Raw genomic sequence first — 12,176 nt, forward strand, 5'->3', positions numbered from 1 at the left:
ACAACATTTTAGCCCTTTGTCAACAATCTGAGGAGTCTCTTCAAGAGGCTCCCTTTTTATTTACTTGTTTCTGCTTGGTACTTATCCTTTAGCGCTCTTCTTAAAATTTTACCAGTCGTGTTTTTTGGAATATCATCAATGAAATGGATCGTTTGGGGCTGCTTATATTTCGCCAAATAGCGTGAACAATGTGTGATGATGTCTTCTTGATTGATGTGAGCATGTTTCTTAGGGGAAATGTAACAGACAACAGCCTCTCCTGTGTTTGGATCTGGCACACCGATGACAACGGCTTCTGCTACAGCTTCATGTTGATAAAGCACTTCTTCTACTTCTCTTGGATAGACATTATACCCGCCAACGAGAATCATATCCTTTTTTCGATCGACGATATAAATATATCCGTCTTCATCTCTTCTCGCCAAATCTCCTGTGTACAGCCAGCCGTCTTTCAGGGCCGCCTCTGTGTCTTCTGGCATTTGATAATAGCCTTTCATAATGTTTGGCCCTTTTGCGATGAGTTCTCCGACTTCGTTTGGTCCAACTTCCTCTCCAAGTTCATTCACAATCTTATTTTTCACATTCATAATATCAGTGCCGACCGAGCCTGGTTTTCTTTTTCCATCAAGGGGATTGAATGCCGTCACTGGGGAAGCCTCTGATAATCCATAGCCCTCTAGCACCGTGACACCGAACTTTTCTTCAAAACCGTGAAGTAAAGCAACAGGCATGGACGCACCGCCTGATATACAAATCCTCACCGACTTCATCGCTTCCTCATGACCGTCCTGGCGGTATAAATAGTTATACATGGTTGGAACTCCCACAAATAGCGTTGGTTTTTCTTTCTCCATCATTCGTAAAAGCTCTGATGGGCTGAAATGCGGCAGGACATAAATGGTCGCTCCATGCATCAAAGGGGCATTCATACAGACGGTCAAACAAAACACATGGAACATCGGCAAAGCAGCAATCACCTTGTCCTTCTCATCAATTGACAGGTACTCCGCAATGTCTCTTGCATTTGAATAAAGGTTAACATGAGTGAGCATTGCCCCTTTTGGTTTTCCTGTTGTGCCAGATGTAAATAAAATAACGGCCGTATCGTCAGGTTGTATGGAAGGATGCTCAGCTTCTGGTGCATCTCCAGACACAAGCTTTCCGAAGAAAACAAGACGATCAGATACTTCTTTTAAACTTGACCTACACGCAGATTCATTTTGTGCACAAATAATGACTCGTTCAATCGCTGGAAGCTGTTCATACACCTGCTCGTATATCGGCAGAAGCTGATCCGGTGCAACAATCCCTTTTACATCACCAGTGACCAGCATATAGCCAATTTCACTTGGCGTATATGTTGGATTGACAGGTACAACAACAAGCCCTGCCTTTAATGCACCAAAAAATGAAATCACAAAATGCGGTGAATTTCCTAAAATCAGCGCGATATGATCTCCCGCTTGAAACCCTTCGCTCACTAAACCATCTGCGAAACGTTCGATACTTGTCATCAGTTCTCGATAGGTCCACTTGTTCCCTTCAAAGATCAGTGCGACGTTCTCTCCCTTGGTCATCGCAGTCTGCTCAAGATTTTTGATCAAATCCATTCTCCCACCCCTTATACTTCATCAATGAATGAATAGCCATTCATTTTATGACCAAACATTCCTCCTTTCTATTATAATAGACAATCGAAAAAATCCACAAGATCAAATGTAAACCGCTTTCATCCCTTTCATTAAAAAAGCACCGCTATCTCTAGCCGTGCTTGTCCTTGCTTAATAAATCAAATCCAGAAAATCTTCTTTTGATACGTTACCAAAATAATGGCGCATATCCATGTCTTCTAATACATCACTAATGGTTTTGCGATCATATTGCTGCCCAATGAGTCGTTTCTCAATATCAGCAATATCCCCTACACCGAAGAAGTCACCAAAAATTTTGCAGTCTTGAATGATGCCTTTTTTCACTTCTAATCGAAGATCAATCGATCCAGCTGGAAAACGCTTAGAGTGCTGCAAGTTAAACTTAGGTGAACGGCCGTAGTTCCATTCCCATTTTTGGTATCGATCACGAGAAATCTCATGAATCTTCTCCCAATCCTTTTCTGTCAGCTGATACTCAGGCACGTCTCCGTTCGTGTCAAAAATATAGCTTAAAAGAATTTTTCTAAATTCTTCTGTTGTCATCTTTTGATCCATCAGTTCACTAATATTCGCAACCCTGCTTCTAATGGATTTGATGCCTTTTGATTCGATCTTTTCTTTCTTCACATTTAGTGCCGAGACAACATGTTCGATTTCTGAATCAAATAATAGGGTGCCATGACTGAAGATACGTCCTCGTGTAGCAAATTGAGCATTCCCCGAGATTTTACGCCCATCTGCCATGATGTCATTTCTGCCGCTTAATTCCGCTTTGACGCCAAGTTTTTCAAGCGCTTTGATGACTGGCTCGGTGAATTTTTTAAAGTTATGAAAGCTGTCCCCATCGTCTTTTGTGATAAAACTGAAGTTCAAGTTTCCTTTGTCATGGTAAACCGCACCACCGCCAGATAACCGGCGAACGACTTTGATGCGATTGTCTTCCACATATTTTGTGTTGATTTCTTCTATTGTATTTTGGTTCTTTCCAATAATAATAGACGGCTGGTTGATGTAAAACAGCAAATACGTTTCTTCTGGATCTAAATATTTTAAGCAATACTCTTCAATGGCTAAATTAATCATTGGGTCATAATGTTGCTCGTTATCGATAAACAGCATCTCTATCTTCCTTCCTTGTTCCATCTAAGCCCTGAATGGGCAAGCTGTATATTGCCAGTATATAACGCCTGTGCTTCATTGACTAGGTCTTTATGCCGTCCGAAATGAGGCAGATGGGTGATGATGAGCTCCCCAACATTTGCTTCACTAGCCAGCTTCCCTACTTCAGTACTGTTCATATGTCCTGCACCCGATCCGTCTTGTCCGGCGTAAAAGTTGCTTTCGGCAATAAGTAAGTCTGCATCCTTGCTAAAAGGGATAAATGCATCCTGATAGCTGGAGTCGGCTGTATACACCACCACAGCCTCATGTGCCTGAATTCTCATCGCATAGCATTCTGCCGGATGAACCGTTTTCAAAAAATCAATTTGAAATGGTCCGATTTGAATGCCCTCTTCCGGCTGATAAGGTTTTGTCTTTGTATGTACATCATCAGAGAGCCGCTGAAATGCTGCTTGATCCCCGGTGTGTCCGTAGATCGTCAGCGGACCACTGCTTTTTCCTAAATGATAACCCACTAGCTTCGCATATTGGAGAGGTCCGATATCTGCAATATGATCGTGATGATAATGAGAAAGGAGTACAGCATCTAGTTCTTCTATATCAATGTATTGCTGAAGCTTTGACAGAACTCCGCTCCCGCAGTCGACAAGCAGACGAAAACCATCTGATTCAAAAAGATAACCTGATGTGGCTTCACCAGCTGCTGGAAATCCTCCGTAGCAACCAATCACGGTTAATTTCATCGTCATATTTCCTCCTTTTCAAAAAATCCCCTTCTTACAATATACCCATTTTTCATAAAAAAAGCATTCTTCTTGCCTATTGTTACAAAACAGATTGACAATTATCAATCTGTTATAATACAATGATAGCAATAAAACGTATTGGAGGATGACAAATGCTAGGAAAAATCACTGAGTTTTTTAGAAATTTGCCTTCAAAAAAATGCACAAAATGTGGAAATGATTTAATGGAACAGCACGAGTGTTACGGTAATGAATGTGAGGAATGCTCACAAGTAAGTTATCTTAAATAAGGGAATAAATAGAATAAAAAAGCACTTTTTTCCTCCTTCGTCAGTTGGAGTCAAAAGTGCTTTTTATTTTTTCTGAAAAATAGGTAAAAAGGTAAAACCCTTGGTACAAAAGGGTTTTTTAGTATTTTCATATGATGACTTTTAGTTCGGAAGGCACTTTTTATTGACTTAAAACAACGAAGGGGGTTCGAAGTGTCCATTTTTTCAAATAATTTTGTATTTTCTTAATATAATTTAATCGTGGACGAACCTCTTTAATTTTAGTTATACTTTAATTCATATATTAAAACTTAATATAATGGGAATATTCCTTTAATGAATATGTTAGGGAGGAAATCTATGAAAAAATTAAAATTTGGATTAGCTACTCAAATCCTAATCGGTCTTATTCTCGGTGTCGTGGTTGGTGCGATCTTTTTCGGTAACCCTGGTGTTGAGACATATTTAAAACCAATTGGAGACTTCTTCTTACGACTCATTAAGATGATTGTCATTCCGATTGTCGTATCTAGCTTAATTTTAGGTGTTGCAGGTGCGGGTGATGGTAAAAAAGTAGGGAAGCTTGGTTTTAGAACCATTCTTTATTTTGAAATTATCACAACGTTTGCGATCATCCTTGGTCTTGTGCTTGCGAACTTTGTTCAACCAGGTGCAGGCGTTGACTTTGGACATACAGAAAAACAGGATATTAGCCAGTATGTTGAAACGGAAAAAGAACAAAGCAGTAAATCAGTTGCTGATACGTTCCTTCATATCGTTCCGACGAACTTCTTCCAATCATTGGCGGAAGGTGATTTGCTTGCGATTATTTTCTTCACTGTATTATTCGCACTTGGCGTTTCAGCGATTGGTGAACGCGGCAAACCAGTGCTCGCCTTCTTTGAAGGTGTGTCACATGCGATGTTCCATGTCGTCAATGTTGTGATGAAAGCTGCACCATTTGGTGTGTTCGCGCTCATGGGTGTGACAGTATCAAAATTTGGTCTTGAATCTCTTGTTTCATTAGGTAAGCTCGTAGGTCTTGTTTATTTTGCGCTCGCTCTCTTCCTTATCGTTGTATTCGGAATTATTGGAAAGATGATTGGCGTCAATATTTTCAGATTTCTTGCTTACATGAAAGACGAAATGCTTCTCGCCTTTAGTACATCCAGCTCTGAAACAGTTTTACCGAGAGTCATGGATAAAATGGAGCGCATCGGGTGTCCAAAAGGAATTGTTTCTTTTGTAATCCCTATTGGTTATACGTTTAATCTGGACGGCTCCGTCTTGTATCAAGCCATTGCGGCGCTTTTCTTAGCGCAGGTATATGGCATTGACCTCACAATCGTACAGCAGCTCACACTAATCCTTGTACTGATGGTGACATCAAAAGGAATGGCTGCCGTTCCTGGTACATCCTTTGTTGTATTACTTGCAACACTTGGAACGATCGGTGTTCCTGCTGAAGGTCTAGCCTTTATTGCAGGTGTTGATCGTATCATGGATATGGCAAGAACCGTTGTCAACTTAACTGGTAATGCACTTGCAGCTGTCGTGATGTCTAAATGGGAAGGGCAATATGACCCTGAAAAAGGACACCGCGTGATGACTGGACAAGATGTACCTGAGCCAACACAACTTTCAAGCTAATCAAAAAGAACCCCGCGATGGGGGTTCTTTTTTTATACTGTGATTAATTTGCTTTGAACATAGTGGTACAGAAGATTGGCTGTATGAATCAAGGAGTCTTCATGGGTTCTTTCAAAGGCATGCGAAGAGTCAATGCCAGGTCCAATCAGTCCATGAATGATATCATGCCCTGCTCGAATCGCTGCCGACGCATCTGAGCCATAATAAGGGTATATATCAAGGCGGTAATCGATCTTATTTGCCTCAGCTAATGCTGCTAAATGTTTGCGCAGACCATAGTGATAAGGACCGCTAGAATCCTTCACACATATCGACACACTGTATTCATCGGTTGATTGACCGTCACCGATGGCTCCCATATCAACAGCCAAATATTCCACCGTTTCTTCCGGGATATTCGAGTTCCCACCGTATCCGATTTCTTCATTATTTGAAATTAAGAAATGTGTCGTATGCGGCAATGTGATGTTCTCTGTTTGAATACGGTGAATCAATCTCAGCAACAACGCCACACTTGCCTTATCATCAAGATGTCTTGATTTAATAAAACCTGAAGACGTCACTTCCACTCTAGGATCAAATGAGATAAAGTCTCCTACTTGAATGCCGAGTGCTTGCACATCGTCTGCATTTTTCACTTTCTCATCTAAGCGAATCTCCATATTTTCTTGATTTCGCTTCGCTTTTCCAGCATCCTCATATACGTGAACAGACGTTTGATGCATCAGAATGGTACCTGTGTATGTACGGCCTGTTACTGTTTCAATTTCACAATACTCGCCTTCTATCGAGTTATATTGAAAGCCTCCAATGAGTGCAAGACGCAGCCGGCCATTTGATTTAATTTCTTTGACCATCGCACCGAGCGTATCGACATGTGCTGTCAGCATACGGTGTTCCTTGTCATCTGTTCCTTTTAGGGTGGCAATTAATCCGCCTTTTCGATTTCGCTTCGTTTCAATATGTAAATCTTGTAAAAAACGTTCGACAAAGCCAATCACTTTCTCAGTATTTCCTGATGGACTTGGGATCGACACAAGCTTTTGAATAAGCTGAATCGTTTCATTTACTTCCGTTGTCATTCGGCATATCCTCCTTCATCTAAAAGAAATTCTTTCCAAGCATGCCTTTTTTCAGCATCCTTCTTAAAATATATCGCTTCGGGTTCCTGATGTCTAATTTCTAATCAAAAAAACCTTTCTCATGGAAGAGAAAGGTTTTTTTGATTAAGCTTCTTCTTGTTTCATTTTTCTTATGTTCCAAGCAAAGTATGCTGTTGTTGCAGCCATCATGATGATGGCTACTGTTCCAAGAATCGCTGCTTGGTGCCATAAATAACTGTTATCACCGCTTGCAATGATCGTTCTAAATCCGTTGATGGTATACGTCATTGGAAGCAGACTGTGAATAACTTGGAAGAATTTTGGTACAAGCTCAAGCGGGAATGTACCCGCACTTGCTGCAAGCTGAAGAACCAAGATAATGACGGCAATAAAGCGTCCTGGATTCCCCATCGTCGTCGCAAGAAGCTGAATGATCGCTAGGAATGTCAAACTGACGATGATTGCAAAGAGATAGAAGCGCCAGAGGCTTTCCACTTCAAGTCCAAGCCCAAAGATCAGCATGGTGCTTGCAATCACTGCCTGCAAGATACCGACTAAGAGAAGCACACTATATTTGCTGACAAACCATTCAAACGCATTTCTAGGGCGTCCTGCAGGATCTTTCATTGGGAATACAACAGTCAGCATTAGAGCTCCAACAAAGAGTCCCATTGATAAAATATATGGTGTGAGCCCTGTTCCATAGTTATCAATTTTTTTCGCTGTATCATTCTCTGTTTTGACTGGGCTTGCAATCATATTGTAATTGTCCTGCCCCGCATCAATGTCTCCTGTTTCATCTGCAGCGCTTTTTAGCTTATCAGAAAGCTTTCCAGTTCCACTTTTTAAGTCACCTAATCCTTTATCAAGGGATTTTGACCCTTCAGCCAGTTTAGATGAGTTGCTTTGGATACTCGCTGATCCACTTTCTAGTTTATTCAATGCTGCACTAAGCTGGCTTGAACCATTTGCCAGTTTATCCGCACCACTTTTCGCTGTATCAAGCTTTCCATTTGCTGTTTGCAGGCCATCTTGTAATTTCCCTTGGCCCGTTTGAAGCTTCAGTGCACCTTGATACAATTTATTCGTACCGGATGTCATTTGATCAATCGCATTTTGTATGGCGACTGTCGATGTATACAGCTGTTCTGTTTTCTCTGGCAGCTGCTTGACTTGCTGTAGCTGTGCTTTTGCAGATGCAACCGCAGACTGAACTTCACTTGCATCAGGCAGTTCCTGCAGCGCCGCTAAGCTTTGCTCAAGACCAGACATATCAGGCAGTTCGATTGTAGGAAGACTGTCTAGCTGATCCATTGCCGCCTTTTTCTCTTCATCTGTCATCGAGCTGTTTTGAATAATACTTTTTACTTTTGCATCTCGATTAGATAATGCTTCTTTTAAAGAAGCAAGTTTGGTACTAAACGTTTTTGCATCTTTTTTCACCTGATCAATCTTAGGCGCCATCTTTTCAAGATTCGCTAATTCAGGTGAAGACAATACTTTCTCCACAGCAGCGATTTTTTCTGAAAATGCCAGTGCTTTATTGTTCAGCTGCTCAATGCCTGCTGTGAATTGCGGCATTTTAGAAGAAAGCTGCTCATGTCCTTTACGGCTTGTGTTTAACCCTTCAGTCAATGTATCAATCCCTGTGCCAAGCTCTCCAAATTTCTGATCAATCGTTTGATAGCCTGTTAAGAGCTGACCAAGACCGCTATCAAGAGATTGAATTCCAGTGTTCAGTTCACCCATTTTTCCTGCAAACTGATGAACACCTTCGCTATACGTTAACGTTCCTTCTGCCAACTTCGCCAGATTGTCTTTTAACTTTTGGCTACCGTCTTTTGCGCTTTTTGTTCCGTCATCAATTTTCTTCGCTCCATCGCTTGCTTGATCTAATCCTTTTGCAATCGTTTTGAAGTTATCAAAGATGACCTCTGCATAATTTTCTGTGACTTCCTTTGAAACCGAATCTTTTAATTTGATAATGGCGTTATTCGCAATTTGAGACGCAGCATAGTTTGCGCCTGGATTCGTATAATATTTCAGATTCGATTTTTTCGGATGTTTGTCTAGTACTGTACTCGCATTTTCCGAGAAATCTTTCGGAATCTCGACGACAAGATAATAGTCTTCGTTATTTAACCCTTTGATGGCCTTTTCTTCACTATCAACAAAATGCCATTTAAAACTATCGTTTTTCTTCAATTCCTTCACTAAATCATCGCCTACTTGAAGGGTTTTGCCGTCATAATGACTGCCTTCATCCAAGTTGACAACCGCTACAGGTAATTGATCAACTGTACCATATGGATCCCAGTAAGCTTTTAAAAATACACCACTATAAATCAGTGGAATAAATAAGACAGCTAAAATCGGGATCAGTAGTTTTTTGCTCGTCACAATGTCTTTCCATTGATTCCGAATTACATTCATTGCTGTTTTCCTCCCATTGGTGAATGACTAAATTAAGAATTCGGTCATTTGAACTCAAAAAAAATTATGTTGTTGCAGACAGTCCTTTTAGTACATAAAGCTCGAGCGATTCAGCGACCTCTTCTTTTGTTAAAGGCTCATATCGCTTTTCCCAGTCAAAAATAAGTGCAATATATAGTTTCACCATCACAAATGCCGTCAATTCAGGATCACAGGGCTTAATGTCGCCTTTTTCAATCGCTTCTTTTACTTTTGTTTTAATATAACGAATGATCATCTGCTCCATTTTTTCAATCATTTCTTTCACTGCTGACGTGCCAAGCTCCGCATTTTCCTGAAAGATTTTAATTGTAAGCTGGTGGTTTTTTCGAAATTCTAATATTGCAAAGAGTGCTAAGTGAAGGTTTTCTGAGAAACTATTCTTCTCATCTATTGCTTCATCTGCAATTTTCTTCATCTCCATTAACAGTGATGTGAAAATTTCATCGAACAGCTCTTCTTTGTTTTTGAAAAAAGTATAAATCGTTCCTTTTCCAACATTGGCAAGCTTTGCTACAAGGTCCATTGTCGTGGCTTTATACCCGAACTGAGTAAATGCCTTTGTTGCTCCATCTAAAATCATTTGTCTCCTATCAACACTCATGATCTCACTCCCAAAATGACTATTTGAACGTTTCGGTCATTAAGTACAGAAAGTAATATACCATATCCTTTTCCTCAGATGCAACAACTTTGTTTAATTTTATTATTCACCACTCTTTTCTAAACATACAAACATGAAAAACTCCCTTTCCATGACAGAAAAGGGAGTTTGTTTTTTATGAAAATAGATAAGATACAGCTTCTGAGATGGCAGCTTTTCCTTGATCAATACAATCAGGAATCCCAACACCTTCGAAAGCAGCACCCGTGATATAAATACCAGGATATGATTGCTTAAACGTTTCTCGCATAGTCGAAATCTGTTTTTGATGACCCACATGATATTGCGGCATGCTTGTTTTCCAGCGAGTCACTGTCGTCAGCTCTGGATCTGCTTTAATATCCATGATTTTCTTCAAATCCTCCAGCACAATGCTCACGATTTGATGATCAGACTGTTCAACAATTGATTCATCACCAGCTTTCCCAACATATGCACGAAGCAATGTTTTTCCTTTAGGTGCAGTGTGAGGCCATTTCTTATTTGTCCACGTACATGCTGTAATGGAGAAATCACTATTTCTTGAGATGACAAAACCAGTGCCATCATATTCATTGTGAACATCCTCTTCTTTAAATCCGAGTGCAACTGTTGCAACAGAAGTCGATGTCATGTCATGCAAGTACTCAAGCCCTGCTTCTTTTGGAAACATGGAATAGATCGATTGGTGAGGAGTTGTCACAATGGAAGAATCTGCAAAAAGCGTTTGACCGCTGTCTAATTGAACGCCATAACCTCCCTCGGCTTTTTCGATCTGGGTCACTTTTGTCCCTTTGTAAATCTTCGTCAGCTTTAGTTTACTTTCGACCGCTTCAACAAGTGCTTGCAGCCCTTGATTGATTGTCTGGAACTGTCCTTGCTTTTTCGCTGTCACTTGTTGCGCTTTTGCATGCTGCTGTGATTTTTTCATCCCAAGAATCAAACTGCGATGCTTCTGTTCTGTTTGATAGAACTGCGGGAAGGTAGACATTAAGCTCAGGCGATCAATGTCACCAGCATAAATGCCTGATAGTAGCGGTTCAATTAAATTCTCCACCACTTCATCACCCACACGTCTTCTAAAAAATTCCCCCAGAGACTGATCTTCTGTCTGTTTGCTTTTTGGCAAAACGAAATCCATCGCTGCACGTGCTTTTCCGGCAACTGAAAAAAGCCCAGTTGTAATGAAAGGACTGATTTGAGTTGGAATGCCCATGACAGCGCCCTTTGGCATCGGATGAAGGGTTTCATTGACTAATACATACGCTTGCCCTGTTTCATTATTGACGAGCTGATCAGATAGCCCAACATCTTTTGCCAGCTGAGGTCCACTGACCTTTCTTTCTAAAAATGAATCGGGTCCACGTTCAATGATATAACCGTCTTTATATAATGTTTGAATTTTTCCACCTAGCCTAGGACTCGCTTCAATAAGAGATATTTGGATAGGAAGGCCTTTTTCTTCAATTTCCTTTTCCAAATAGAAGGCGGCGGCCAAACCTGTGATGCCACCGCCAATGATGACAAGGTGTTTTTGATTGTCATGCATAGGATCGCCTTCTTTTATATGATTACTTGCTTTCATTAAGCTTCTTTAATACGACTGCTGCCAGTGCATCAATAAATGCTGGTTTCGCATTTGGCATTTCTGGACGATAGTAGGCTGCACCAATTTCATCCGTGACGACTTTACATTCATAATCATTGTCGTATAACACTTCAAGGTGATCAGCGACAAATCCAACAGGCACGTATACAAATGTTTTATAGCCTTTTTGCTCAAATAGGTCACGTGTGAGATCCTGTACGTCTGGTCCAAGCCATGGATCAGGCGTATTGCCTTCACTTTGCCAGCCAATTTCATAATGCTCAATTCCTGCACCTTCAGCAATCATTTTTGCAGATTGTGCAAGCTGATCAGGGTATGGGTCCCCTGCTGAAATAATTTTTTCAGGAAGACTGTGTGCAGACACAATCAGTACTGCTGAATCTCTTTCTTCCTGACTCATGGATGCATACGTCTCTTTCACTTGTTTCACCCAATAGTCCACAAACTTCGGCTCATCGTACCAGCTTTCAACAGAAGTAATGTTCAGATGGCCAAGCTTTTCTGCTTCATCTTGTGCACGTTTGTTATACGATTTCACACTAAATGTGGAGAAGTGCGGTGCAAGGACAATACTCACCGCTTCTGTGATACCATCTCGGTGCATGTCAGCGACAGCATCTTCAATGAAAGGCTCGATGTGTTTTAACCCAATGTATACATGAAATTCAATCTCGTCTTGGATCTCATTCAAATGTTCACACAAACCATTTGCCTGCTGTTCTGTAATTTTTGATAAAGGAGAAATGCCGCCAATTGCCTTGTAGCGGTCCTTTAAATCTTGCAGCATCTCCGGCTCTGGCTTTCTGCCTCTGCGGATATGTGTATAGTAACGTTCAATGTCTTCTTCTTTATATGGGGTGCCATATGCCATGACAAGTAGCCCCATTTTCTTTTTCTCCACAACCAACAC

At 40.8% G+C, this 12,176-nt stretch carries 10 protein-coding genes; 2 read left to right on the forward strand and 8 right to left on the reverse strand.

What is annotated here, in order from left to right; all coding sequences use genetic code 11:
* Positions 1-56 precede the first annotated feature (56 nt).
* The 3 genes from FXF70_RS11435 to FXF70_RS11445 form a co-directional block, all read right to left on the reverse strand.
* Entirely contained in the window at positions 57-1,610 is a 1,554-nt protein-coding gene (locus FXF70_RS11435; RefSeq protein ID WP_056705118.1) for a fatty acid--CoA ligase family protein, read from the reverse strand.
* 171 nt (positions 1,611-1,781) lie between these two features.
* Positions 1,782-2,771 (reverse strand): lipoate--protein ligase, encoded by a 990-nt coding sequence (gene lplA, locus FXF70_RS11440; protein ID WP_148780267.1) that lies wholly within the window; start codon positions 2,769-2,771, stop codon positions 1,782-1,784.
* Between the two features lie 2 nt (positions 2,772-2,773).
* On the reverse strand, positions 2,774-3,517 hold the full coding sequence (locus FXF70_RS11445; RefSeq protein ID WP_056705114.1) for an MBL fold metallo-hydrolase: 744 nt from the start codon (positions 3,515-3,517) through the stop codon (positions 2,774-2,776).
* A gap of 155 nt (positions 3,518-3,672) precedes the next feature.
* Here FXF70_RS11445 and yhfH point away from each other — a divergent pair, with 155 nt between their 5' ends.
* Both yhfH and FXF70_RS11455 read left to right on the forward strand, forming a co-directional pair.
* Positions 3,673-3,810 (forward strand): protein YhfH, encoded by a 138-nt coding sequence (yhfH, locus tag FXF70_RS11450; RefSeq protein ID WP_008359029.1) that lies wholly within the window; start codon positions 3,673-3,675, stop codon positions 3,808-3,810.
* A 339-nt stretch (positions 3,811-4,149) separates the two neighbouring features.
* Positions 4,150-5,439: a glutamate/proton symporter GltT gene (locus FXF70_RS11455; RefSeq protein WP_148780268.1), complete on the forward strand. Its 1,290-nt coding sequence runs from the start codon at positions 4,150-4,152 to the stop codon at positions 5,437-5,439.
* Between the two features lie 32 nt (positions 5,440-5,471).
* On the opposite strand, the gene FXF70_RS11460 is transcribed toward FXF70_RS11455, so the two are convergent.
* From FXF70_RS11460 to hemH, 5 genes are all read right to left on the reverse strand, one after another.
* On the reverse strand, positions 5,472-6,521 hold the full coding sequence (locus FXF70_RS11460; RefSeq protein ID WP_017360302.1) for a M42 family metallopeptidase: 1,050 nt from the start codon (positions 6,519-6,521) through the stop codon (positions 5,472-5,474).
* Between the two features lie 144 nt (positions 6,522-6,665).
* Positions 6,666-8,975 (reverse strand): YhgE/Pip domain-containing protein, encoded by a 2,310-nt coding sequence (locus FXF70_RS11465; protein ID WP_148780269.1) that lies wholly within the window; start codon positions 8,973-8,975, stop codon positions 6,666-6,668.
* Positions 8,976-9,039: 64 nt separating this feature from the next.
* On the reverse strand, positions 9,040-9,618 hold the full coding sequence (locus FXF70_RS11470; RefSeq protein ID WP_026050070.1) for a TetR/AcrR family transcriptional regulator: 579 nt from the start codon (positions 9,616-9,618) through the stop codon (positions 9,040-9,042).
* Between the two features lie 175 nt (positions 9,619-9,793).
* Positions 9,794-11,206, reverse strand: a complete 1,413-nt coding sequence (gene hemY / locus FXF70_RS11475) for a protoporphyrinogen oxidase (RefSeq protein ID WP_100325468.1) — start codon at positions 11,204-11,206, stop codon at positions 9,794-9,796.
* A 22-nt stretch (positions 11,207-11,228) separates the two neighbouring features.
* A complete protein-coding gene (hemH, locus tag FXF70_RS11480) occupies positions 11,229-12,167 on the reverse strand; it encodes a ferrochelatase (RefSeq protein ID WP_148780270.1) in 939 nt (312 codons plus the stop codon).
* Positions 12,168-12,176 lie beyond the last annotated feature (9 nt).

It is taken from the genome of Bacillus sp. Y3 (assembly GCF_008123875.1).
Lineage (GTDB): Bacteria > Bacillota > Bacilli > Bacillales > Bacillaceae > Bacillus > Bacillus altitudinis.

Coding starts and splice junctions, on each gene's coding strand:
- FXF70_RS11435 (WP_056705118.1), bottom strand. CDS start 1,610: ATGGATTTGATCAAAAATCTTGAGCAGACTGCGATGACCAAGGGAGAG.
- lplA (WP_148780267.1), bottom strand. CDS start 2,771: ATGCTGTTTATCGATAACGAGCAACATTATGACCCAATGATTAATTTA.
- FXF70_RS11445 (WP_056705114.1), bottom strand. CDS start 3,517: ATGAAATTAACCGTGATTGGTTGCTACGGAGGATTTCCAGCAGCTGGT.
- yhfH (WP_008359029.1), top strand. CDS start 3,673: ATGCTAGGAAAAATCACTGAGTTTTTTAGAAATTTGCCTTCAAAAAAA.
- FXF70_RS11455 (WP_148780268.1), top strand. CDS start 4,150: ATGAAAAAATTAAAATTTGGATTAGCTACTCAAATCCTAATCGGTCTT.
- FXF70_RS11460 (WP_017360302.1), bottom strand. CDS start 6,521: ATGACAACGGAAGTAAATGAAACGATTCAGCTTATTCAAAAGCTTGTG.
- FXF70_RS11465 (WP_148780269.1), bottom strand. CDS start 8,975: ATGAATGTAATTCGGAATCAATGGAAAGACATTGTGACGAGCAAAAAA.
- FXF70_RS11470 (WP_026050070.1), bottom strand. CDS start 9,618: ATGAGTGTTGATAGGAGACAAATGATTTTAGATGGAGCAACAAAGGCA.
- hemY (WP_100325468.1), bottom strand. CDS start 11,206: ATGCATGACAATCAAAAACACCTTGTCATCATTGGCGGTGGCATCACA.